Source organism: Alistipes sp. 56_sp_Nov_56_25, assembly GCF_001915285.1.
In the GTDB taxonomy this organism is placed as follows: Bacteria; Bacteroidota; Bacteroidia; order Bacteroidales; family Rikenellaceae; genus Alistipes; species Alistipes shahii.
The window spans coordinates 169,556-195,028 of the sequence record NZ_MNQF01000001.1 but is presented as its reverse complement, the minus strand read 5'-3'; the positions used below and the strand labels follow the sequence as shown (position 1 = coordinate 195,028).

Genomic DNA, 25,473 nt, shown 5'->3' with positions numbered 1-25,473 from the left:
CAACAAACATACGCTCCGAATGTTCAAAACATACATGCGGCTGTTGGGTTTTGCCCGGCCGATCAAGAAATACGCGATCCCCTACTTCTTCTACTCGCTTTTCTACGCGTTGTTCAACTCGCTGACGTTCATGCTGATCATCCCGATCCTGAACACCATGTTCGACGCGAACTACTCCTTCGAATACGTCGAAAAGCTGCCTCCCCTGGAACTCAATCAGGACTACCTCGCAACACTTTTCAACTTCGCCTATTCGCACATCTTCGAACAATACGACCGCCAGAACGTACTGATGCTGCTGGCCATTGTAGCCATCTGCATCAGCCTGATGAGCAACCTGTTCCGCTACCTCGGCGCATGGACCATGGAGAACATGCGCACGCGGACCCTGCAACGCATGCGCAACGAAATGTTCTCGCGCGTGATGGACATGAACGTGGGCTATTTCTCGGACCAGCGCAAGGGCGACATCATTTCGAAAATCACCTCCGACGTGGGCGTGGTGCAGTTCTGCATCACCAACACCCTCCAGGTGTCGTTCCGCGAACCGTTTCTGATCATCGGCTACATCGTGATGATGGTGGCCATTTCGTGGGAGCTGGCCATCTTCTCGGTGCTGTTCCTCCCGGTGGTGGCCCTGCTGATCGGCAGCATCGTGAAGAAACTCCGCCACCCGGCCCGCACCAACCAGCAGCGCATGGGCGAGATGGTCTCGACGCTCGACGAGTCGCTCTCGGGCATCAAGGTCATCAAGAGCTATAACGCCACGGAATACATCAAGCAGAAATACTACGCCATCAGCGCCGACCTGGCGCGCCTGACCCTCTCGATGGCCCGCCGGCAGCAGCTGGCCTCGCCGATGAGCGAGTTCCTCGGCATCACGGCCGTGGGCGTGATCCTCGTCTTCGGCGGTTCGCTCGTGGCCAAAGGCGTGCTCGACCCCGGCGGATTCATCGCCTTCATCGCCATCTTCTCGCAGATCACGCGCCCCGTGCGCACCTTCATCGACCAGTTCGCCAACATCAACCAGGGAATCGCCGCCGGAGAGCGCATCTTCTCGATCATCGACACGAAACCCGAAATACAGGACAAACCCGGCGCCCGGGAACTCACGGGGCTGAAAGAGAAAATCGAATTCCGCGACGTGCACTTCACCTACGACGGGGAGCGCGAAGTGATCGACGGCATTTCGTTCGAGATACGCCGCGGGCAGACCGTGGCTCTGGTCGGTCCCTCGGGAGGCGGCAAGTCGACATTGAGCGAGCTGCTGCCCCGCTTCTACGACCCCTCGGCGGGCGAAATACTCATCGACGGCATCTCGCTGCGCGACTACACGCAGGAGAGCGTGCGCGCCCATATGAGCGTCGTGGCGCAGGACACCGTGCTTTTCAACGACACCATCGAAAACAACATCGGCATGGGCAAGCGCGGCGCCACGCACGAAGAGGTGGTCGAGGCGGCGAAGGTCGCCAACGCCGACTGCTTCATCCGCGAATGCACCGACGGTTACGGGACCAACATCGGCGACCGGGGCGTGAAACTCTCCGGCGGCCAGCGCCAGCGGCTCTCGATCGCCCGCGCGGTGCTCAAGAACCCCGACATCCTGATCCTCGACGAGGCCACCTCGGCACTCGACACCGAGAGCGAAAAACTCGTGCAGGACGCCCTCAACAACCTGCTCAAAGGCCGCACGTCGGTGGTCATCGCCCACCGCCTGTCGACCATCCACAACGCCGACCTGATCGTTGTCGTCGACCACGGCCGCATCGCCGAACAGGGCACGCACAACGAGCTGATGGAACGCAACGGCATCTACGCCAAGCTGATCGAAATGCAATCCTTCGACTAAAATGACCGAGCGGGAAAAGATGCTCGCCGGCGGGTGGTTCGACCCCCGGGATGCGGAACTCACCGCCATCCGGGACAACGCCACGCGCCTGATGCACCGCCTCAACGTTGAACTCTGCGGCCACGACGACGCCTACCGCGCCGCACTGCGCGAGCTGTGCCCCGGCTGCGAAGGATTCATCCGCGAACCGTTCCGCTGCGATTACGGACTCAACATCTCAATCGGCGAAGGGTCGTTCGTCAATTTCGACTGCGTGTTCCTCGACCTGGCACCGATCCGCATCGGCCGCCACACGCTCATAGGTCCCAAAGTGCAGCTGCTCACCGCCCTGCATCCGTTCGACGCGACACAGCGCCGCACTGGACTCGAAGCGGGCCGTCCGATCACCGTCGGCGACGACTGCTGGCTGGGCGGAGGGGTGATCGTCTGCCCGGGCGTCGCCATCGGCGACCGTTCGGTCATCGGCGCCGGAGCCGTCGTGACGCGCGACATCCCGGCCGACTCGGTGGCCGTGGGAAATCCGGCGCGCGTGATCCGCACGCTGACGCGGCAGGACGAAACCGAATAGCGCCGCCGCGCAAAAAATCATCCGGACAAAATTCGTTTTCTCCCGAAATTTTCTATTTTTGCAGAAACATCGAAAAAAGGGTAATTTCTGCCATGCACTCCGAACAAGCCGCCCCCGACCTGCTGCAAAAATCACTCGACGCCTCCGGCGTCGGATGGTGGCAGCTCGACTTCGGACAGCGCGAAATGACCTGTTCGCGGCTGGCGGCGGACCTTTTCGGCGCAGATCGCACCCGCATTTCGTTCGAGGAGGTCTACCTGCTGCCCGGCGAGGAGCACCGGGCGCGCATTTACACCCGCTGCGCCGCCCTCAAGGTCTCCGACTCGCTCGACGAAACGTTCGTCACGGCCAACGGCGACAGATGCCTGCAAGTCAGAGCCGTGGCTGCCGCCAACGATCCGCTGACGGGCGTCCGCTCGGTTTTCGGAACCGTCCGCCGCGTTACGGAAGGCACTCCCGAAAATGCCGAACTGGCCTCCATCAATCAGAGTTACAAGGCGACGCAACGCAATTACAGCCACCTCGCACAACTGATCGAACACCTGCCGATCGGCTACCTGCGCGTCAACATCCTGCGCGACAAATCGGGCGAAGCGGTCGACTACCTGCTTTCGTACATCAACCAGCAGGCCGGCAGGATACTGGGCATCCACACGCAGGGCCATGCCGGAAAGACGGCCCGCGAGGTGGGAATAGATCCCCTGAAACACATTCCCACATTCGAGCACATCCCCTCCTGCTCCTTCTGGGAGCAGACCGGGAAAAGCCCGGACGGCAAACGCACCTGCCGCTTCCTGATCTACAACACGCCGGGCGACGACGAACTGGTCATCCTGCTCGAAGACATCACCGACGCCACGCGCAGCCGCGAACAGCTGGACGATTTCGAGCATCTCTTCAACCTGGTTTCGGACTTCGCGCACGTGGGCTGCGTCAGCTACAACCCCCTTACGGGAGAGGGTTACACCAAGGGTCCCTGGGCCAAAAATTACGGCGAAGCGGAAAACACGCCCGCCTCACAGATTCTCGGCCACTGGCGGCAGGTCCATCCCGACGACCGGCAACACCTTGAGGAGGAGTTCGAACGCCTCAAAACCGGAGAAATCCGGACTTTCGTCAACGAAGTGCGCATCGTGAGCGATCAGGAGCCGATGCGCTGGATCAAAATCCACCTGCTCTGCCGCGACTACCGTCCGGAGGAGGGCGTGATCGACCTGGCGTGCGTCAACTACGACATCAGCGAACTCAAACGCACCGAGGAGGAGGAGCTGCGCGAAGCGAAGAAGCGCGCCGAGGAGTCCAACAAACTCAAGTCGGCGTTCCTGGCCAACATGAGCCACGAAATCCGCACCCCGCTGAACGCCATCGTCGGATTCTCGGAGCTGCTGGCAGACGAAAGCAGGCACGAAACCCGCCGGGAGTACACCGACATCATCCTGCGCAACAACACCCTGCTGCTGCAAATCATCTCCGACGTGCTGGATCTGGCGCGCATCGAGTCGGGACGCACGGACATCGAGCGCACGCAGTTCGACGCCCGGGACTTATGCCGGGAGGTCGCCGACTCGCTCCGCCTCCAGCGCCGGCCGGGCGTGGAACTGCGCGTCGAGGAAGGGCTGCCGGAATTCCCCGTCACGGAGTACAGGAAGGGGCTTGCCCAGGTGCTGAACAACTTTACGCGCAATGCACTGAAATTTACCGAAAAAGGATCGGTAACGATCGGATTCCGCCGGATTCCCGGCCACATCCGTTTCTACGTCCGCGACACGGGCATCGGCATCGCGCCCGAAGACCGGGAACGCATCTTCGAACGTTTCGTCAAACTCGACACCTTCACCCAGGGGACCGGGCTCGGGCTGTCGATCTGCAAGTCGATCGCCGAACAGCTGGGCGGCTCGGTCGGCGTCGACTCCGTGGCGGGCGAAGGCTCCTGTTTCCGGATCGACATTCCCGCGGGGGAGTAATCCCCAAAACCCGCGTCCGTCCCGGGCGCAGAACCGGACGGGAAACGACCGGGACGGTCATCGCCCCGAAGCCGGACGCGGACAGCCCCGACGAAGGGAAGGCCCCCGCAGACCCCGCTTCCCGGAACGGACATCCATAAATCGAACGCTTCAGACCCGTTTTTCAAATCTTTTTTATATCTTTGCCAATTGTCAGAAAATTAGCGAAGAAATTTCTACCGATATGAAGTTCAAGGAGTATAAAGGCCTCGACCTGGCAGGCATAGCCGCCGACGTGCTCGGCGAATGGGACGCACGCGACACGTTCCACAAAAGCATCACGACCCGCGAGGGCCATCCCACGTTCGTATTCTACGAGGGTCCCCCCTCGGCAAACGGCATGCCCGGCATCCACCACGTCATGGCCCGCACGATCAAGGACGTATTCTGCCGCTACAAGACGCAGCAGGGCTACCTCGTGCACCGCAAGGCCGGATGGGACACTCACGGACTGCCCGTGGAACTGGGCGTCGAGAAGAAGCTCGGCATCACCAAGGAAGACATCGGCAAGAAGATCTCCATCGAGGAGTACAACCGCACGTGCCGCGAGGCGGTGATGGAGTTCACGGGCAAGTGGGAGGACCTCACGCGCAAGATGGGCTACTGGGTCAACATGGACGACCCGTACATCACCTACGACAACAAATACATCGAGACGCTGTGGTGGCTCCTGAAGCAGCTCTTCGACAAGGGACTGCTCTACAAGGGCTACACCATCCAGCCCTACTCGCCCGCCGCCGGAACGGGTCTCTCGACCCACGAACTGAACCAGCCCGGCTGCTACCGCGACGTGAAGGACACGACCTGCACGTCGCAGTTCCGCGTGATCCGCGACGCGAAGAGCGAGAAACTCTTCGAAGGGGTCGAAGGTGAACTCTATTTCCTGGCCTGGACCACCACGCCGTGGACGCTGCCTTCGAACACGGCGCTGGCCGTAGGCCCTGCGATCGAATACGTGAAGGTCAAGTGCCGCAACCCCTACACCGACCGGCCGCAGACGGTCATCCTGGCCAAAGAGCTACTGGGTTCCTACTTCACCAAGAAGATGGAAGGCACATACGAGATCATGGAGGGGAGCTGGAAAGGTCCCGAGCTGGAAGGCATCCGCTACGAGCAGCTGATCCCGTGGGTGAAGCCGGAAGGCGACGCCTTCCGCGTGATCGTCGGCGACTACGTGACCACCTCGGACGGTACGGGCATCGTGCACATCGCCCCGACGTTCGGCGCCGACGACGACCGCGTGGCCAAGGCCGCCGGCATCCCGCCGCTCTTCATGGTCGACCGCGCGGGCAAGAACCAGCCGATGGTCGACAGGCAGGGCAAATTCTTTTTGATCGAAGACCTCGACCCGGAGTTCGTGAAGACGCACGTCGACGCCGCGAAATACGGGGAGTATGCGGGCCGCTACGTGAAGAACGCCTACGACGAGCGGCTGAGCGAGACCGACCCGACGCTGGACATCGACATCGCGGTGATGCTGAAAGCCGAAAACAAGGCCTTCAAGATCGAGAAGCACACCCACTCCTACCCCCACTGCTGGCGCACGGACAAACCCGTGCTCTACTACCCGCTCGACTCGTGGTTCATCCGCACCACGGCGCTGCGCGAGCGGATGATCGAACTGAACAAAACGATCCGCTGGAAACCCGAATCGACCGGAACGGGCCGCTTCGGCAAGTGGCTCGAAGGACTGGTGGACTGGAACCTCTCGCGTTCGCGCTTCTGGGGAACCCCGCTGCCCGTATGGGCCACGGAGGACTACTCCGAGGTGAAGTGCATCGGTTCGGTCGAAGAGCTGATGGCCGAAATAGAGCGTTCGATAGCGGCGGGCGTCATGCAGGAAAACCCGTACAGGAATTTCAGGGTCGGCGACATGTCGAAGGAGAACTACTCGACCGAGAACATCGACCTGCACCGCCCCTATGTCGATTCGATCGTGCTGGTCTCGTCGAAGGGCGAGCCGATGAGGCGCGAATCGGACCTGATCGACGTATGGTTCGACTCGGGCGCCATGCCCTATGCGCAGGTGCACTACCCGTTCGAGAACAAGGAGGGCTTCGGCCAGGTCTACCCCGCCGACTTCATCGCCGAGGGCGTCGACCAGACGCGCGGCTGGTTCTTCACGCTGCACGCCATCGCCTCGATGCTCTTCGACTCGGTGGCTTTCAAGAATATCATTTCGAACGGTCTGGTGCTGGACAAGAACGGCAACAAGATGTCGAAACGCCTGGGCAACGCCGTCGATCCGTTCGAGGTGCTCGACACCTACGGAGCCGACGCGACGCGCTGGTACATGATCTCCAACTCGCAGCCGTGGGACAACCTCAAGTTCGACAGGGACGGCGTCGACGAAGTGCGCCGCAAATTCTTCGGAACGCTCTACAACACCTACTCGTTCTTCGCCCTCTACGCCAACGTGGACGGCTTCACGGGCCGTGAAGAGGAGGTTCCGATGGAGAAGCGTCCCGAAATCGACCGCTGGATCATCTCGCTCCTGAATACGCTGGTGAAGAACGTTACCGAATCTCTCGAAGACTACGACCCCACTCCGGCGGCCCGCGCCATTCAGGAGTTCGTGGGCGAAAACCTCTCGAACTGGTACGTGCGCCTCAACCGCAAGCGGTTCTGGGGAGGCGGCATGTCGGAGGACAAACTGGCGGCCTATCAGACGCTGTACACCTGTCTTGAGACCGTCACGATGCTCGCAGCGCCGTTCGCGCCGTTCATCTCCGACCGCATCTTCACGGACCTCAACGCCGTGAGCGGTCGCCACAAGGACGAATCGGTGCATCTCGCGGCGTTCCCGACGGCCGACGAACGGCTGATCGACGCCCGCCTCGAAGAGATGATGTCGCTGGCGCAGAAGGTCTCGTCGATGGTGCTGGCCCTGCGCCGCAAAGTGTCGATCAAGGTGCGCCAGCCGCTGACCAAAATCCTGATCCCGGTGCTCGACCCCGCGACGGCGGAGCATATTTCGGCCGTGAAGAACCTCATTATGAACGAGGTCAACGTGAAGGAGATCGAGCTGATCGAAAAGACCACGGGGCTGATTACCAAACGCATCAAGCCCAACTTCAAGACCCTCGGGCCGCGTTACGGCAAGTGGATGAAGCAGATCGCCGCCCTCGTCGCGGAGTTCTCGCAGGAACGTATCGCCGAGGTGGAGGCCGCGCCGGAAACGGTGCTCGACCTCGGAGCGGAGCGGATCACCGTGACGCCCGCCGACTTCGAGATCACCTCGGAAGACATGCCCGGATGGCTCGTCGCCTCGGAGGGAAAACTCACCGTGGCGCTCGACATTACCGTCACCGAGGAGCTGAAAGCCGAAGGTGTGGCACGCGAGTTGATAAACCGCATCCAGAATATCCGCAAGGACTCCGGATTCGAGGTCACGGACAAGATCCGCGCAGAGATCGAACAGAAGCCCCTGGTGGCCGACGCAATCGCCCGATTCGCCGGTTACATCGCTTCGCAGACCCTCGCCGTGGAGGTCCGTCCGGCAGCGGAACCGGCAGGCGAAACAGTCGTCGAAACCGACGTGGACGACGAACCGCTGCGCATCGCCGTGACGCGGATATAGCCCCTTGATATATTCCGGTAAAATTTGGTAATATCGGAATTATTGCTTAATTTTACAGTAAACCTTAAAAGAGAGGAGATTATTATGGCAGACGAAAGAACCAGATACAGCGACGCCGAACTCGAAGAGTTCCGGCAGCTTATCCTGAAAAAGCTTGAGAACGCGCGTGCGGACTACGAGCTGTTGCGCGCCACGATCACCCATACCGCCGACAACGATACGGAAGACACATCGCCGACGTTCAAGGTGCTGGAGGAGGGCGCCGCAACTCTTTCCAAAGAGGAAAGCGGTCGTTTGGCTGCCCATCAGATGAAATTTATCCGCAACCTCGAAATGGCGCTCGTACGCATCGAGAACAAGACGTACGGCATCTGCAAAACGACCGGAAAGCTCATTCCCAAGGAGCGGCTGATGAAAGTGCCCCACGCCACGGAATGCATCGAGGCCAAAGAGGGCCGCAGATAAGGCGGGGAAGGGATGACCCCATTCCACGCTGAACGGAAAATGGAAAAAGACGACCTTCGGGCCGTCTTTTTCGTCTTCTCCGGGGGAGGATGTCGCGGCAAAGAAAAGAGAGGGATGGAAAACACCGATTATAAGCCATGCGGGGAGCTGCACCCACCGCCGAGACGGAATAATCGGGATATGGGTATCGAATCCTCAATTTAGGCCCCTGTGTCGCACTTTTTGCCGAAAAAATCCGTTATCTTTGACACAATGTTCGCCCGGTTCTGCATATTTTCCCTGATCCTGATTGGGGCGGCAACGGTCCTCTCGGTCCGTGCCGCAGGACCCGGCACGCACGCCCCCGACCGGTTCACGCCCGACAGTGCCCGCGTGACGAATCCCGATGCATCGGCGCGCAACCAGCGCCTCTACGACAGCATCCAGTCGAAAACCAGCCGGCGCGCCGTGCCGCGCATGCTTTACCGGATGCTCTTCGTAAAACCCGTGCTCGACACCACGATGAGCGGCCGCGTCACCGACGAGAGCCGCCTGCTGGAACCCTACGCCGGGAAAACCATCGGCGACATCACCATCGAACGCCAGCAGGTTTTCGACCCCGGCGGCAACCGGCTCGAACGCATGGCCAACAAAACCCACATGCTCACCCGCGACCGCGTCGTCCGGCGCGACCTGCTGTTCCGCTCGGGCGACAAGCTCGACCCGCAGCTCATCGTGCGCAACAAGCAGCTGATCCGCTCGCGCGACTACATCTCGGACATCGACGTCACGGTGCTCCCCGACGCGGTGGACTCGACACGCGTGAACCTCCTGATCACCACGCGCGACAGCTGGACCATCTCCGTCGACGGAGGATGGCATTCCGAGGGCCGGACGATGGTGGGGCTTTCCGACGCCAACATCTTCGGATCGGGCAACAAACTCAAATTTATGACCAACTTCAGCCGCAAGGACTTCTCCTACGGCGGCAACATGGTCGAATACGAAATCCCCAACCTGCTCGGGACCTTCTACACCGCCGAGATCGGCGGAGGGCGCGACTTCTACAACTCGACGCTCAACATGGGGCTGCGCAAAGAGTTCCTCAAACCCACGGACTACGAGATAGGCCTTACATACAGCGACATCAAAGCCAAGCGCTACATGATCGAACAGGACACGTCGCTGCTGGTGAAGGAACGCAACCTCGACGTCTGGAGCGGCTACTCGCACTACCTGCGCGGGATCAAATCGAGCGTTTATCTCTCGGGACGCTACAACTACCGGCGCGTGAGCCGCAGGCCCCTCGTAGCCCCGGACTACAACCCCGCGCTGCACGACCAGGACGCCCTGCTGGTCGGCGGGGGTCTCTACCGCGAAAAATTCTACACGGCCAACATGATCTACGGATTCGGTACGCGCGAGTACCTCGCGACGGGCTACAAGGCCGAAGTGACGACGGGCTATTCGTGGGGCGAATTCAACGACGCCCTCTACCTCGGCGCGAGCTACGAAACGGGTGGATTCCGCAGACTGGGCTACATCATGGGCGGCTTCACGCTCGGAAGCTACATAGACCTCGAAAACGGCATGTGGCAGCGCAGCGCCGTAGATGTCGACCTGCGGTGGTTCTCCAACCTTTTCCTGTTCAAGCGCAGCCGCATCCGCCAGTTCCTCGCCTTCAACTACACGCAGGGCTGGAACCGTGCGACGGGCAGCGACGAGAGCATCCGCTTCACGCGCACCGACGGCCTGCAAGCCCTCAAGGAGTACATCATCGGAACCAACCGCATGATCCTCAACACCGAGACGGTGGTATTCACCCCCTACCAGCCGCTGGGATTCCGCATCGCCGTCTTCGGGTTCGCCGACTTCGGGCTGATCGGCTATTCGCCCAATATCTTCAAAAACGACTTCTTCACCTCGTTCGGACTGGGCGTGCGGCTGCGAAATGAACGGCTGGTGTTCAACACGATCCAGATCCGGCTGGGCGTGGCCTTCGGCAAACGCGGACTGGTCGAGAGCGAATATTTCCGCCTTTCGAACCCGACACGCATGGAGCAGTACCGCTACCGACCGACGCGGCCCGAGATCGTCGAATTCAAATAGGCACGCACAAAAAAGCGGAGGATTCCGTGGAATCCCCCGCCTTCGTGAACTTTTTATCTGCTTATGGTTTTTCCTTTAAGCCTTTACCTGCGGGCGCGAATCTCGACCACGCCGTTGCGCCCCTTCTCGCCGTAACGCTTCACGGCCTCGTCGCCCTTGTAGACCTCCATGCGCTTGATCTTCCCGGATTCCAGCCGTTCAACATCCTCTTTCGAGGCCTCCCTGCCGTTGATACGGATCAGCATGCCGTCGGGAAATCCGCCTTTCAGCGTAACCTGTCCCTTATAAACCGACACCGAACTTTCCGGAGTGCCCTGAATGGTCACCTTATCGGCATGCCCGGCGTCCGCCGAAAGTTTAAGCGACGTTCCCACCGCTTTCTGCGCTTCGGAAAGCTGTGCCGAAGTCTCCTTGCGGGCCGCTTCAAGCTCCTTCTGGGCCTTGTCGAGCGCTTTCTGGGCCTGCTTCCAGTCATCGGAACTCATATACTTGCGGGCCAGTTTCAACCCTTCGCGGGCGGCTTCGATCCCGGCTCTCCCGGCTTCGATACCCTCCCGGGCCGACTTCGCGGCGGCTCTTTGCGCGGCAGCCGCCTGTTTGGTCGTAATCGTTATCACGCCCTCATACCCCTTGTCGGCAAACTCCCCGGGGAGATTCGTGCCTTTGATCACCGACATGCTTTCAATCTGATCCGGGTCGAGCGATTCGATTTCAGACACTTGTACGCCGTCGACGATAAATACAGGATTCGACTCGACCGACGAGCCGTTCTCGACCTTGAACCGATACGATTTCGCGATTCCGGCCGTATTCACCACAACCGTTCCGTCTTTCGGCCTCGTACCGTGACCGATCACCCGCACGGTTGTCGACTCGTTCGTCCCGGCGCTGTCCGCCCGGGTGACCGTCACGACTTTGCCTTTCAGTCCCGGGACCTGCGCCCCATCGCCCGGTTCTCCGGTCTTTTTGAGCGTTACAAGAATCACGCCGTCGGCGGCCTTTTCGCCGTACACAGCCATCGAAACGGAATCCTTGAGCACGGTGATCGCCTCGATCCGGTCGGCAGCGAGGCTGTCCATCGACTTCACCTCCCGGCCGTCGACCAGAATCAGCGGTTGTTGCCCATCGGAAAAAGATTTCGACCCCCGAATGTAAATCGTACTGGTTTCTTTTTTACCTTTGTCTTCAGGAAAGACATAAGCGGTTTCGGCGAAAGCCCCCAGGGCGACGGCCGTGAGCGGCAGGAGCAGGAGCGCCCTGGCCCCGGCCCACCGCGACGATTTTTTACGCAACATCATGGTAATACGGTTTTTAAGTTTACTGTGATTAAAGCTGTTGGCAATCGAGTACCACCTCCCGCCGGCAGCTTTCTTTATTAACAACATCTGGTAACTCCGGGCGTCGACGCCGCTGTCGAGCACCGCCTCGTCGGCTTCATATTCGTGGATGGCCCGCAGTTCGCGGCGCAGCAGCCACATCGCGGGGTTGAACCATTGCAGGCAGCCCGCAACGTCGGTCACGATCAGGTCGAGCGAATGGCGCAGCCGCAGGTGCGCCCGTTCGTGAAGCAGAATCGCCCCGCCGTTTTCCGCCAGGTCCCTCTCGGACATCACGATATAGCGTCCCCAGCTGAAAGGCGTCACGGGCCGTTCCGTGCGCACCAGCACAGCCCCGTCCTCCAGCCGTTCGCGACGTCCGCCGCGGATCAGACGCAGGACTCCGATGAGCGAACAAAGCGTCCACAGCAGCGTGGCGGCCGCCCCGAGCAGGAATGCCGCCCCGGCGAGCATCTCCCACGGAAAAGGTTCGGAAAGCGGTTCGGCGAAGGCCGTCGCAACAGCCTCCCCGTCCGGGATTTCCGGCAGGACGGGGATTTCGCGGTAAACCGTGATCACGCACAGCGGCAGCACGAACGAGAGGAACATCGCCCCCAGAACCACGATCCGGTTGAAGCGGTGGAAGGTCTCACGGCTCAACAGCAATTTGAAAAAGAGGTAGAAGACAGCCAGGCAGACGCCGACTTTCAGGCTGTAAATCATCAGGTCGTACATGGCGCTATCGGTTTTGATTTTCGATGCGGTCGATCAGGCTGCGCAGTTCGCCGAGCGAGATCTTCTCCTCCTCGACCAGTGCCGAGACCGCCCCGAGGTAGGAATTCTCGAAATAGCGGCTGATCACGCTGCCGAGCGTCGAGCGCGAAAACTCCTCCTCGCTCACCACCGGATAGTATTGGTAGGTGCTGCCGAAGGAGTTGTGGGCGACATAGCCTTTGGCTTCGAGCGCGCGGACCATCGTCGAAAGGGTGTTGAAATGGGGTTTGGGATCGGGCGAAAGGGCCACCAGTTCGCGTACGAACAGCGGACCGTGCTCCCAGAAGCAGCGCATCAGCTCCTCTTCCCTGCGTGTCAGTTTTTCAGGATTCTCTTTCATATTTCACTCAAACAAGCGTTATCAGGTATCGTTTTCAGTTGAAACGGAGGCATTCCAGCATACGGCGGCGCAGCAAAACGCCCGGTCCGGTCCCGATGCGGCGAACAGCGCCCTCGCGGCCGACGATCCCGCCGGATTCGTCCCACGACTTTCCGGACACGCCCGGCCGGAAATGCTCCCTCCGGAACAGCCGCCCATCGCTTCATCGGTCCTTTTTCATGCACCCGGGAGCAAAGGTAACTAAAAAAAATTCACATGCAACTATTTTACATAGTTTTTAAACTAAAAAATTTAGTTATGGCTTTTTTCCGGAATTTGAAGATTAATCCGTATCTTTGAATTATGGTACTTATAGCCGACAGCGGATCGACCAAATGCACGTGGATCGCCAGCGACGGCGCACGGACGACAAACGTGCGCACGCGGGGGATCAACGCCGTGCAGCACTCGGCCGAACAGATACGCGAAGCCCTCGCGGAACTGCCGCCATGCGACGGCGTGACGAGCGTGAGATTCTACGGCGCGGGGTGCGGCGAGACCTTCCCGGAGGCGAGCGAGAAGCTGCGCCGGGAGTTGGAAGCGCACTTCGGAACGACGGACATTACGGTCGAATCGGACCTGCTGGGCGCGGCGCGGGCGCTCTGGGGCCGCGGAGAGGGCATCGCCTGCATCCTCGGCACGGGATCGAACTCCTGCCTGTGCCGCGACGGCGAAATCCTGAAAAACGTCCCACCGCTGGGCTATGTGCTGGGCGACGAGGGCAGCGGGGCCGTGCTGGGGCGCAACCTGGTGAACGGCATCTTCAAGGGGCACATTCCGCTGAAAGAGGAGTTTCTCGCGGCGCACGGGCTGAATTACGAGGAGATCATCCGCCGCGTCTACCGCGAGCCTTACGCCAACCGCTTTCTGGCCTCGTTCGCACCTTTCATACGCGCGCATATCGACCGCCCGGAGATCCGGGAGCTGGTACTCCGGTCGTTCCGCGACTTTGCGTCCCGCAACCTGAGCCGTTATCCGGCGGAACTCCCCGTATCGCTGCTGGGCGGCGTGGCGGCCCACTTCGAGGCGTTGCTGCGCGAGGCGCTGGAAGCGGAGGGCCGCCGCGTGGAAACCATCGTAGAATCGCCCGCCGAAGGGCTTTTGAAATACCACTATGGAAGATAGAATCACCGAACAGGATTCGGCCTACGACGACCTGCAACGGATGTCGGTGCACGACATCCTGACGGGCATCAACCGCGAGGACGCCCGTGTGCACGAAGCCGTGCGGCGGACCATCCCCGTCATGGAGCTACTCGTCGAACGCATCGTCGAGCGCATGCAGCGCGGAGGCCGGATGTTTTACATCGGCGCCGGGACGAGCGGCCGGCTGGGGGTCACCGACGCCTCGGAGCTGCCCCCGACCTACGGCGTGCCGTTCGACCGGGTGATCGGGCTGATCGCCGGAGGCGACGGCGCTTTGCGGCGGGCCGTGGAGCACGCCGAAGACGACACCGAAGGGGCCTGGCGCGACATGGCGCCCTACCACCCCACGGCCGGCGATGTGCTGATCGGCATCGCAGCATCGGGAACGACGCCCTACGTGATCGGCGGACTGCGCGCGGCGCGGCGCCACGGACTGCTGACCGGCTCGATCACCTGCAACCCCGCGTCGCCCGTAGCTGCCGAAGCGGAGTATGCGCTCGAAGCGGTCGTAGGACCGGAGTTCGTGACCGGATCGACGCGCATGAAGGCCGGAACGGCCCAGAAATTGATGCTCAACATGTTGTCTACGGCGGTAATGATCCGGCTGGGACGCGTCGAAGGCAACCGCATGGTCAACATGCAGCTGACCAACGACAAGCTCGTGGCCCGCGGAACGCGGATGGTCGCCGAGGCGTCGGGGCTTGACGAAACCGAGGCCCGCGAACTGCTGCTGCGCTGGGGTTCGGTGAAGCGGGCACTGGAGGAGATCGGAAAATAGACAAAACGAATACACACTTCGACGTACAAATCGCTTTCGACCGCCGTCATTGCCGCCTGCGGAGCCATCTACAAGCATGGCCCCGCCCCGGCCTCCCTCCGGAAGGGAGACGACGCATGCTCCCGGCAGTTGAAACGATAAAGCATATGACCGCATAAACAGAACAATGGCTAAACTTTTTTCCGACCGCGAAATACGCGCCATTGCGGTATTCCTGCCGTTGGCCGGGCTGCTGATCATAGCCCTGATGCTCGTACGCCCGGCAGCCGACCCCGAAGCGGCCCGCCGCGCCGAGGCCGAGATGGAGGAGGCGTTGCCCGCGGACAGCGTCGTGATGTCGCATTTCGACCCCAACACGGCCTCGTTCGACGACCTGCGGCGACTCGGGCTTACGAAGCACGAAGCGGTGAGCCTGCTGAAATACCGCGCCGCGGGCAAAGTGTTCCGCATTCCCGAGGACCTGACGCTCTGCTACGGCATCAGCGACTCGCTCTACCGGCGGCTCGAACCCTGGGTGCGCATCGGCCGCAAATACGCCATCGCACCCGAAAAATACCGCACGGGACGCATTCTCCCCGAACCGCTCGCACCCGGGCCGTTCCGCATCGACACCGTGAGCGCCCGCTACCTGCGCGCCATCGGGGCCTTGTCGAAGCGTCAGGCCGAGGCGTTCATCCGCTGGCGGGATTTGAGCGGCATCTACGACATGGAGGACCTGCGCGAATGCTACGTCGTGAGCGACTCGGTGGCCGCGGCGCTGGAACCCTACGTCATCTTCCCGGAACGGAAGGCGCGGCCGATCGAACAGCCCGTGGAGCTGAACACGGCCGATTCGGCGACGCTGCGCTCGGTTGTGGGCATCGGTCCCAGGACCGTCGTGGCGATCATGCACTACCGCGAACGGCTCGGCGGATTCGTCCGCGCGGAGCAACTCGCAGAGGTTCCGGGAGTGCGGGAACGCAATTATGAAAAAATTTTGAAACAAATTTACTGCGATAGTTGCAAAATTCGGAAAATTGATATTAACTTTGCAAGCCCGAAAGTGCTGGGGAAACACCCCTACATAGCACCGCAGGCATTACGAAAATTGCTGAAAGCAAGACAATTGAAAGGAGGTTGGAGTACCGCTGGAGAATTGGTGGAACAGAACATATTGACCCGCGAGGAGGCAGCACGGCTGGCTCCTTATCTGCAATTCGGGTCGGACAGCGGACCTGCCGACGAATAAAACGACCGTTTTTGGGGAAGATGCATCGAGGATGCGCACCCCGCAGTTTTCAGAACGAACAAACAGATTCAAAACAACAAAAAACAAAGAATATTATGATTATCATGCCGGTAAAAGAGGGCGAAAACATCGAGCGCGCCCTGAAAAAGTTCAAACGTAAATACGAGCGCACGGGCGTCTTGAAGGAGCTTCGCCGCCGCCAGTACTTCACCAAGCCTTCGATCGCGAAGCGCGAGGCGATGCAGCACGCCATTTACGTGGAACACATGTACCGCGACGACGAATAATTTCCGCAAGATATGAAACCAGAACCGGGAACACTCCGAAAGGAATGTTCCCGGTTTTTCTATGCCGTAATCAGCCCGATCAGCGCAGGAACAACAGTTCGCGATACTTCGGCAGCGGCCAGATCTGATCGTCGACGATCTCTTCCAGCTTGTCGATATGGCGGCGGATCTCGTCGAAGCAGACAGCCACGGTATCGTGGTAGGCAATGGCCTTTTCACGCGGGTCCTCGATCCGGTTGGCAACCTTGCGGGCGTCGATCATCTCGCCGGTGAGTTTCTGGATCGAGGCCGTATGGTCCTGAATCTTCTTGATAAGCAGAATGTCCGACGAGGCGTTCAGCCCTCCGATCTGATGCATCTTATAGACCTTGTCGAGCAACTGCGCCTCGTATTTCGAAGCGATCGGCACGATGTGGTTCATCGCCAGGTCGCCCAGCACGCGGCCTTCGATCTGGATTTTCTTGGTATAGGTCTCCCACTTCACCTCGGTGCGGGCTTCGAGTTCGACCTTGGTGAAAACCCCCATATCGCCGAACATCTTCAGGCTCTCCCTGTCCAGGTAGCGGTCGAAGATCAGCGGCGTCGACGTCTCGCAGTCCAGACCGCGCCGCTTCGCCTCGGCCTTCCACTCGTCCGAATAGCCGTTGCCGTCGAACCGGATGGCCTTGCAGGCCTTGATCATCTGCTTGAGCACCTCGTAAATGGCCCTCTCCTTCTTGGCCCCGGCCTCGATCTTGGCGTCCACGGCCTTCTTGAACTCGGTCAGTTCGTATGCCATCGCCGAGTTGAGCACGATCATCGCCTCGGCGCAGTTGTCCGACGAACCCACGGCGCGGAACTCGAAGCGGTTGCCCGTGAAGGCGAACGGCGAGGTGCGGTTGCGGTCGGTGTTGTCCAGCAGCAGCGTCGGGATGTGCGAAATGCCGCTCATCTTGAAGACGTTCTTGGCGTCGAAACGGATGGCATCGTCGCCCTTCGATGCGGCCAGCTTGTCCAGCACGGCCGACACCTGCGTTCCGAGGAAGGTCGAAATGATGGCGGGAGGCGCCTCGTTGGCGCCCAGCCGGTGAGCGTTCGTCGCGCTCATAATCGACGCCTTCAGCAGGCCGTTGTGCTTGTAAACCGCCGAAATGGCGTTCACCAGGAAAGTGATGAACTGGAGGTTCTCCGAAGCGGTCTTGCCCGGACCGAGCAGGTTCACGCCCGTATCGGTTCCCAGCGACCAGTTGTTGTGCTTGCCCGATCCGTTGATCCCCTTGAAGGGTTTTTCGTGCAGCAGCACGCGGAACTGGTGACGGCGGGCGATCTTGTCCATAATGGTCATCAGCAACTGGTTGTGGTCGTTGGCCAGGTTGGCCTCCTCGTAAACCGGAGCCAGCTCGAACTGACTGGGAGCCACCTCGTTGTGGCGCGTCTTGACCGGAATTCCCAACTTCAGGCACTCGTATTCGAGGTCCTTCATAAAGGCCATCACACGCGTCGGAATCGCCCCGAAATAGTGGTCTTCCAACTGCTGGTTCTTGGCCGACTCGTGTCCCATGAGCGTACGCCCCGTGAGCATCAGGTCGGGACGCACGGCCCAGAGGCTCTCGTCCACGAGGAAATATTCCTGCTCCCAGCCCAGGTAGGAAAAGACCTTCTCGACATTCTTGTCGAAATAGCGGCACACCTCCGTGGCGGCCTTGTCGATGGCCGTCAGCGAGCGCAGCAGGGGCACTTTGTAGTCGAGCGCCTCGCCCGTATAGGCGATGAAGACGGTAGGGATACAGAGCGTCGTGTCGACGATGAAGGCGGGCGACGTGGGGTCCCAGGCCGAGTAGCCGCGGGCCTCGAACGTATTGCGGATGCCGCCGTTGGGGAACGACGAGGCGTCGGGCTCCTGCTGCACGAGCAGCTTGCCGGAGAACTCCTCCAGCACGCCGCCCTGACCGTCCGGCTCGGCAAAGGCGTCGTGTTTCTCGGCCGTACCGCCCGTCAGGGGTTGAAACCAGTGGGTATAGTGGTCCGCACCGTGCTCCAGCGCCCACTGGCGCATACCCGCCGCGATGCTGTCGGCAACTTCGCGCGTAAGCGGCGTGCGTTTTTCCATCGTGTCGAGCAGGGCCGCATAGGTGCGCTTGTCGAGATACTTCCGCATAGCCGCACGTCCAAATACCTTCTTTCCGAAGTAGTCCGACGAGCGTCCCTCGGGAACTTTCACCTCGACGGCCGTGTGATTTATGGCCGCATCGACCATCTTGAATCTGAGTAATGATGACATATACCTGACTGATTAAGGGTTTAGTGTTCGTAGAAAAAACCGCGCGGGGAAGGACCCGATAATTGCAAACTAAAACCTAACCTGAAATTCAACCGGACAACTGCCTCCCGGCAGGACCTGCCGACCTAACTAACCCGGGGCCGCTCCCCCGCTGCGGTACATCTTTCGTTCCGGCTACAAATGTACGAATTATTCCGTTACGTTGTTTTTACAAAATCACCGTTTTTTCAAAAAACAGCCGTTTTTTTCATCATTTTCCCGAAAAAACAACCGTTTTTCGCCGCATACACCCGAAAATTTCAGTCATTTTTCGAAAAACAGCCTCATTTTTCACGAAAAATCCCCAAAATACATTTTTTCGTTTTTTTCCAAAACAAGCAGAAATAAAGACCATTTTTCAACCATTCAACCACACCGAAGACAGCATCCGCGCCGGGCCGTCCGGAAATGCGGCGGGCGGCGAAATCCGGAAAAATTCCGCTGCACTGTTATTTTCGTAACAATTTCTTGTTACAATTCGGTAATTAATTTGTAACTTTACGTGCAATTTTGAAACAGAACGAAACTACACACATACTAATCTCTAAATAGTCATGGCAAATACCAAACGTGAAAAGCTGTTCACCGAGTTCCCGCCGGTCCCGACCGAAAAGTGGGAAGAGGTGATTACAGCCGACCTGAAAGGAGCCGATTACGAGCGCAAGCTGGTGTGGCGTACGGGAGAAGGATTCAACGTCCGCCCCTACTACCGCGCCGAAAACCTCGAAGGCATCCGTTTTCTGGGCTCGCAGGCAGGCGAGTTCCCGTACGTCAGAGGTACGCGCAGCCACAATCGCTGGCGCGTGCATCAGACCGTCGAGGTAAAATGTCCCAGGGAGGCCAACGCCGAGGCGCTGAAACTCCTCAACTCGGGCGTCGATTCATTGGGCTTCTCGATCGCGAAGGAAGGCTTCACGGCCGAAGAACTCGATCAGCTGCTCGCCGGAATCTCGATCCCGGCCATCGAAATGGTCTTCTGCGGCGCGCAGACGGGCAGCATCGCCGAACTGGTGATCGCCAAGCTCGAAAAGGAAGGCACTGCCTCCGAGGCGCACGTGGCCTTCTCGATCGACCCGCTGGTCAAGGGACTGTCGCAGAAAGGCGACTTCTGCTCGCCCAACGGCAAAAAGTGCTTCGCGAAGATCGCCTCGCTGATCGAAAAGACCCGCGAGTACAAGCACATCCGTATCGTGACCGTCTCGGCCGGCATCTTCTCGAACGCCGGATCGACCATCGTCGAGGAGCTGGCGTTCGCCCTCTCGGCCGGTAACGATTACATCGCGCGCCTGACCGACGCCGGCGTGGACGCCGAGCTGGCGGCCCGCAAGCTGCGCTTCTCGTTCTCGGTCACCTCGAACTATTTCCTCGAAATCGCCAAGTTCCGCGCGGCGCGCATGCTGTGGGCCAACATCGTCAAGGGTTACAACCCCTCGAAGAACTGCGCCTGCAAAATGCACATCCACGCCCGCACGGCAGACTGGAACCAGACCGTTTACGATCCCTATGTCAATATGCTCCGCGGCACGACGGAGGCCATGTCGGCCACCATCGCCGGCGTACATTCGCTGGAGGTGACGCCGTTCGACGCCGCGTTCGAAAGCCCCACGGAGTTCTCGAAGCGCATCGCCCGCAACGTCGAACTGCTCCTGAAGCACGAATCGCACTTCGACCAGGTGGTAGACCCCGCAGGCGGCTCGTACTACGTGGAGAACCTCACGCAGTCGATCGCCGCCGAGGCCTGGAAGCTCTTCCTCGAAATCGAGGAGAAGGGCGGCTACGCCGAGGCCTACAAGGCCGGCTTCATCAAGGAGCGCGTGGAGGCTTCGGCCGCCGCCAAGGACAAGGCCATCGCAACGCGCCGCCAGACGCTGCTCGGCGCCAACCAGTTCCCCAACTTCACGGAGGTGGCCCCGAAGGAGATCACCGCCGAAGCCGTCACCCGTCCCGCTGCCGAAGGCAACGTCCTCACGCCCTACCGCGGCGCCATGGCCTTCGAGGCGATGCGCCTGCACGTGGACCGCTCGGGCAAACAGCCCAAGGCGTTCATGCTCACCTGCGGCAACCTGGCGATGGCCCGCGCCCGCGCCCAGTTCTCGTGCAACTTCTTCGCCTGCGCCGGAATCCGCGTGCAGGACAACACCTTCTTCAAGTCGATCGAGGAGGGCGTGAAGGCCGCACTCGAATCGAAAGCCGAGATCGTGGTGGTCTGCGCTTCGGACGACGATTACGCAGAGGCCGCACCGAAGGTGAAGGAGCTGCTCGCCGGCAAAGCCATTCTCGTAGTCGCAGGCGCTCCCGCATGCGCACCCGAACTGGAGGCCCAGGGCATCACGAACTTCATCTCGGTGAAGTCGAACGTCCTGGAGACTCTGAAGTTTTATCTTAAAGAAATGGGCATCTGATCATGAGAGCTAAATTTTCAGAACTGACATACGAAGCAGGCGGGCAGAAGAGCTGCTGCGCCTCGAAAGGCTGCGGACAGGTGGAGCCGTGGCTGACGGCCGAGCGCATCCCCGTCAAGGGCGCCTATACGGCCGAAGACCTCGAAGGCATGGAGCACCTGAACTACGCGGCAGGCATCGCCCCGTTCCTGCGCGGTCCCTATTCGACGATGTACGTGATGCGTCCGTGGACCATCCGTCAGTACGCCGGATTCTCGACCGCCGAGGAGTCCAACGCATTCTACCGCCGCAATCTCGCCGCCGGACAGAAAGGTCTGTCGGTGGCCTTCGACCTGGCAACGCACCGCGGTTACGACGCCGACCACCCGCGCGTGGTGGGCGACGTGGGCAAGGCCGGCGTGTCGATCTGCTCGGTGGAGGACATGAAGGTGCTCTTCAACGGCATTCCGCTCGACCGGATGTCGGTGTCGATGACCATGAACGGCGCCGTGCTGCCGATCCTGGCCTTCTACATCGTGACGGGCCTGGAGCAGGGCTGCACGCTCGACCAGCTGGCCGGTACGATCCAAAACGACATCCTCAAGGAGTTCATGGTGCGCAACACCTATATATATCCGCCCGAGTTCTCGATGCGGATCATCGCCGACATCTTCGAGTACACCTCGAAGAACATGCCCAAGTTCAACTCAATCTCGATTTCGGGTTACCACATGCAGGAGGCGGGCGCCACGAACGACATCGAGCTGGCCTACACGCTGGCCGACGGTCTGGAGTACCTGCGCGCAGGTATCAATGCCGGCATGTCGGTCGACGCCTTCGCACCGCGCCTGTCGTTCTTCTGGGCCATCGGCATGAACCACTTCATGGAGATCGCCAAGATGCGCGCCGCACGTATGCTGTGGGCCAAGATCGTTAAACAGTTCAACCCCAAGAACCCCAAGTCGCTGGCGCTGCGCACCCACTCGCAGACCTCGGGCTGGTCGCTCACCGAGCAGGACCCGTTCAACAACGTGGCCCGCACGGCCATCGAGGCCATGGGCGCCGCGCTGGGACACACCCAGTCGCTGCACACCAACGCCTTGGACGAGGCGATCGCCCTGCCGACCGACTTCTCGGCGCGTATTGCGCGTAACACGCAGATCTACATTCAGGAGGAGACCAACATCTGCCGCGAGGTCGACCCGTGGGCAGGTTCCTACTACATCGAGACACTGACCAACGAGATCGCCCACAAAGCCTGGGAGCGCATCGAGGAGGTCGAGAAGCTGGGCGGTATGGCCAAGGCCATCGAGACCGGCATTCCGAAGATGCGCATCGAGGAGGCGTCGGCCCGCAAGCAGGCCCGCATCGACTCCGGCGAGGAGAAGATCATCGGCATCAACGAATACCGTCTGGAGAAGGAGGCCCCGATCGACATTCTCGCCGTGGACAACACGGCCGTGCGCGAGAGCCAGATCAAGCGGCTCAAGGAGCTGCGCGCCAACCGCGACGAAGCTGCCGTGAAGAAGGCGCTGGCCGCCATCACCGAGTGCGTGAAGACCAAGCAGGGCAACCTGCTCGAACTGGCCGTCGAGGCCGCCAAGGTCCGCGCCTCGCTGGGCGAAATCTCCGACGCCTGCGAAGTGGTCGTAGGCCGCTACAAAGCTGTTATCCGTTCCATTTCAGGTGTATACTCTTCAGAAGTGAAAAACGACAAATCCTTCGAGCGCGCCAAGGAGCTGTGCGCCGAATTCGCCAAGAAAGAGGGCCGTCAGCCGCGCGTGATGATCGCCAAGCTCGGCCAGGACGGACACGACCGCGGCGCCAAGGTGGTCGCTACGGGTTATGCCGACATCGGCTTCGACGTCGACATGGGTCCGCTGTTCCAGACTCCGGAGGAGGCCGCCAAGCAGGCCGTCGAAAACGACGTACACGTAGTCGGCGTATCGTCGCTGGCCGCCGGCCACTTGACGCTCGTGCCGCAGATCATCGCCGAGTTGAAGAAGCTGGGCCGCGAGGACATCATCGTCATCGTCGGCGGCGTGATCCCCGCGCAGGACTACGATGAACTCTACCGCGACGGCGCCGCCGCCATCTTCGGCCCCGGTACGCCGATCGCCACGGCAGCCATCAAGATCCTCGAAATCCTGCTCGCCGAGTAAATTCCCGGCTCCGACAAGAGAAACGCCGCGGTCGCAAGACCGGGGCGTTTTTTGTTCCGGAGCACTTCGGGAGGGACTTTTTTCACCCGCCAAAGACCGGAACGGGAGTTTTTGCATTATCTTTACGACTGAAATACACAAATTCATTCATTCCAACGTTCCATTCGCATGAAGAAAACCCTCATTCTGTTGCTTGCCTGCTGTGCCTGCATCCGGTCGCAGGCGCAGACTCCGGAGGCAGCCGCCGCACCGGAACCCTCCGTAACCCGGACCGACAGCACCCTGACATTCCCCGAACCTGAATTCATCGGCCAGGCATTGGCTATCCGGCCCGACAACAGAACCGAGCAGCTCGTTCAGGAGAGCCTGGCTCCCCGCCACCGTTCGTCCACCGGGCAGAAACTGTTCGGCATCGGAAAGAACCACATCGACGAAATGACGCTGAAAGGCGCGCAGTCCCCCGTCCGGCTCCGGAAGAGCGACGGCATCGCCTTTATCATCCGCGTTCCGGACAACCTGATCGACCCGATGTCGGTGATCAGCGTCTTCCGGTTCAAGGTCAAGAAGAAGATGCGGATCGCCGAATACGCGTCGGTCGGAACCTTCGGCGACCAGCAGCGCAACACGCTGGAACGGCAGCCCTTCACCTCGCGCCGGTTCGGAAGCAGCTCCTACCTCATCATCCTGAAAGGCGTCGAGACCGGAGAATACGGCATCACGGTCGATGCGCTGGGCAGTCTCAACGTTTCGACATTCGGGGTGGACGAATAAACCCGCGTTCCATGACAAACAATCCCCGCAACCTCGGTTGCGGGGATTGTTCTTTCGGCAGCCGGCAATGGGATCACAGGCAGGCCTCCAGAATCCGGCGGGCCATGGCGCCGTCGACGTTCTGCGCCTCGCCGAACCGATCGCCCGCAGCCGTGAAGCGGCGTTCGATCTCGGCGATGGTCTCTTCGCCGATACCCTCCTCCGAAAGGCGTGTCGAGAGGCCCAGCGAACGGAAGAACGCCTCGTTGGCCGCAATCGTGCGGTCGATGCGCTCCTCCTCCGAACCGCCGGCAATGCCCCAGATACGCTCGCCGTATTGCAGCAGTTTGCCGCGTTTCTGCCCGCGCAGCACGCGCAGCTTACCGTTGATGACAATGGCCAGCGTCGCACCGTGCGTCAAGCCGTGCAGCGCCGTCAGCTCGTGGCCGATCATGTGCGTCGCCCAGTCCTGCGTCACGCCCATACGGATCATGTCGTTCAGGGCCAGCGTCGCCGAAAGCATGTATTCCGACATCGTGTCGTAATCGCGCTCGTCCGCCAGCGCTTTGGGAGCGATTTCGACCACCGTATGCAGGATGCCTTCGGCCCAGCGGTCCATCAGCCGCGACTGATGGGGCGTAGTCATATACTGCTCCAGCACATGCACGAAAGTATCCGCAAGTCCGCAGGCTACCTGACGCTTCGGCAGCGAATAGAGCGTCTCGGGATCGAGGATCGAGAAGACCGGATAATCGCCGTAGAAAGCATATTTTTCCTTGGTCTCGTAGCGCGAAATGACCGCCCCGGAGTTCATCTCGGAACCCGTGGCCGACATGGTGAGGACCGTAGCCAGCGGCACGGTCTTGCCGGCCTGCCCCTTGAGCACGATGTCCCATGCATCGCCGTCGTAGAGAAGGCCCGCAGCGATGAGTTTCGTACCGTCGATGACCGACCCGCCGCCGACAGCCAGCAGGAAGTCCACCTTCCGCTCTTTGCCCAGCGCAATGGCTTCGCGCAGGGTCTCGACCGACGGATTCGCCTCGATGCCCCAGAACTCGACCAGGTCGCGGCCTTCGAGTGCGGCGACGACCTGATCGTAGACGCCGTTACGCTTGACGCTTCCGCCGCCGAAGGTCAGCATGATGCGTTTTCCGGCGGGAATGAGCTTCGGCAGACGGGCGATCTGGCCCTTGCCGAAAACCAGTTTGGTCGGATTGTGATAGATGAAGTTGTTCATGGCGAATATTTATTTATCCTATTACGAAGAGAATGAATGACCGGACGGCTCCGAAACCGGATTGCACCTGGTTTGACAGGGCCTCCGGCTGCTAAAAGAGCCGTTACGCCTCTAAAGATACGAAAAAAGCCGGACTGCGCAGAGAATTCTCCGCTAATTTTCAATCTTTGCGGTGAAAGCTGC

Annotated in this window: 17 protein-coding genes; 13 read left to right on the top strand and 4 right to left on the bottom strand. The window is 60.3% G+C overall.

Features of this window, described 5'->3' with window-relative positions:
* The first annotated feature begins 19 nt into the window (after positions 1-19).
* The 6 genes from BHV64_RS00650 (at position 20) to BHV64_RS00625 (ending at position 10,553) form a co-directional block, all read left to right on the top strand.
* On the top strand, positions 20-1,849 hold the full coding sequence (locus BHV64_RS00650; RefSeq protein ID WP_118406578.1) for an ABC transporter ATP-binding protein: 1,830 nt from the start codon (positions 20-22) through the stop codon (positions 1,847-1,849).
* Between the two features lies 1 nt (position 1,850).
* Complete coding sequence (locus BHV64_RS00645; RefSeq protein WP_022061135.1) at positions 1,851-2,417, top strand: sugar O-acetyltransferase; 567 nt, start codon at positions 1,851-1,853, stop codon at positions 2,415-2,417.
* A 92-nt stretch (positions 2,418-2,509) separates the two neighbouring features.
* Entirely contained in the window at positions 2,510-4,381 is a 1,872-nt protein-coding gene (locus BHV64_RS00640) for a PAS domain-containing sensor histidine kinase (RefSeq protein WP_015547886.1), read from the top strand.
* Between the two features lie 223 nt (positions 4,382-4,604).
* Positions 4,605-8,000: an isoleucine--tRNA ligase gene (ileS, locus tag BHV64_RS00635; RefSeq protein ID WP_147620578.1), complete on the top strand. Its 3,396-nt coding sequence runs from the start codon at positions 4,605-4,607 to the stop codon at positions 7,998-8,000.
* 84 nt (positions 8,001-8,084) lie between these two features.
* Positions 8,085-8,465 carry a TraR/DksA family transcriptional regulator gene (locus BHV64_RS00630; protein ID WP_015547888.1) on the top strand — a complete coding sequence of 127 codons (381 nt, stop codon included), beginning with the start codon at positions 8,085-8,087 and terminating at the stop codon, positions 8,463-8,465.
* A gap of 252 nt (positions 8,466-8,717) precedes the next feature.
* Positions 8,718-10,553, top strand: coding sequence for a hypothetical protein (locus tag BHV64_RS00625; protein ID WP_217727280.1), 1,836 nt, complete (start codon positions 8,718-8,720; stop codon positions 10,551-10,553).
* An 83-nt stretch (positions 10,554-10,636) separates the two neighbouring features.
* On the opposite strand, the gene BHV64_RS00620 is transcribed toward BHV64_RS00625, so the two are convergent.
* Both BHV64_RS00620 and BHV64_RS00615 read right to left on the bottom strand, forming a co-directional pair.
* Complete coding sequence (locus BHV64_RS00620) at positions 10,637-12,604, bottom strand: M56 family metallopeptidase (protein ID WP_217727279.1); 1,968 nt, start codon at positions 12,602-12,604, stop codon at positions 10,637-10,639.
* 4 nt (positions 12,605-12,608) lie between these two features.
* Positions 12,609-12,983 (bottom strand): BlaI/MecI/CopY family transcriptional regulator, encoded by a 375-nt coding sequence (locus tag BHV64_RS00615; RefSeq protein WP_015547891.1) that lies wholly within the window; start codon positions 12,981-12,983, stop codon positions 12,609-12,611.
* Positions 12,984-13,325: 342 nt separating this feature from the next.
* On the opposite strand from BHV64_RS00615, the gene BHV64_RS00610 reads away from it, so the two are divergent.
* From BHV64_RS00610 to rpsU, 4 genes are all read left to right on the top strand, one after another.
* Positions 13,326-14,147 carry an ATPase gene (locus BHV64_RS00610; RefSeq protein WP_217727278.1) on the top strand — a complete coding sequence of 274 codons (822 nt, stop codon included), beginning with the start codon at positions 13,326-13,328 and terminating at the stop codon, positions 14,145-14,147.
* Positions 14,137-14,946, top strand: coding sequence for an N-acetylmuramic acid 6-phosphate etherase (gene murQ / locus BHV64_RS00605; protein ID WP_195285460.1), 810 nt, complete (start codon positions 14,137-14,139; stop codon positions 14,944-14,946). Before BHV64_RS00610 ends, murQ begins: the two co-directional genes overlap by 11 nt.
* A 166-nt stretch (positions 14,947-15,112) precedes the next feature.
* Positions 15,113-16,174, top strand: coding sequence for a helix-hairpin-helix domain-containing protein (locus BHV64_RS00600; RefSeq protein ID WP_022061143.1), 1,062 nt, complete (start codon positions 15,113-15,115; stop codon positions 16,172-16,174).
* A gap of 95 nt (positions 16,175-16,269) precedes the next feature.
* The gene (gene rpsU, locus BHV64_RS00595) at positions 16,270-16,461 is read left to right on the top strand and encodes a 30S ribosomal protein S21 (protein ID WP_015547895.1); all 192 of its coding nucleotides are present in this window, start codon (positions 16,270-16,272) and stop codon (positions 16,459-16,461) included.
* A gap of 79 nt (positions 16,462-16,540) precedes the next feature.
* Here rpsU and BHV64_RS00590 read toward each other — a convergent pair whose 3' ends face one another.
* Positions 16,541-18,697, bottom strand: coding sequence for a glutamine synthetase III family protein (locus BHV64_RS00590; protein WP_022061144.1), 2,157 nt, complete (start codon positions 18,695-18,697; stop codon positions 16,541-16,543).
* A 617-nt stretch (positions 18,698-19,314) separates the two neighbouring features.
* On the opposite strand from BHV64_RS00590, the gene BHV64_RS00585 reads away from it, so the two are divergent.
* The 3 genes from BHV64_RS00585 to BHV64_RS00575 all read left to right on the top strand — a co-directional run bounded on the left by BHV64_RS00585 (position 19,315) and on the right by BHV64_RS00575 (position 24,074).
* Entirely contained in the window at positions 19,315-21,162 is a 1,848-nt protein-coding gene (locus BHV64_RS00585; RefSeq protein WP_288115463.1) for a methylmalonyl-CoA mutase family protein, read from the top strand.
* A gap of 2 nt (positions 21,163-21,164) precedes the next feature.
* Positions 21,165-23,303 (top strand): methylmalonyl-CoA mutase, encoded by a 2,139-nt coding sequence (gene scpA, locus BHV64_RS00580; RefSeq protein ID WP_147620573.1) that lies wholly within the window; start codon positions 21,165-21,167, stop codon positions 23,301-23,303.
* A 168-nt stretch (positions 23,304-23,471) separates the two neighbouring features.
* Positions 23,472-24,074 carry a hypothetical protein gene (locus tag BHV64_RS00575; RefSeq protein ID WP_022061054.1) on the top strand — a complete coding sequence of 201 codons (603 nt, stop codon included), beginning with the start codon at positions 23,472-23,474 and terminating at the stop codon, positions 24,072-24,074.
* A gap of 73 nt (positions 24,075-24,147) precedes the next feature.
* On the opposite strand, the gene BHV64_RS00570 is transcribed toward BHV64_RS00575, so the two are convergent.
* Complete coding sequence (locus BHV64_RS00570; RefSeq protein ID WP_217727277.1) at positions 24,148-25,290, bottom strand: iron-containing alcohol dehydrogenase; 1,143 nt, start codon at positions 25,288-25,290, stop codon at positions 24,148-24,150.
* Between the last annotated feature and the right edge of the window lie 183 nt (positions 25,291-25,473).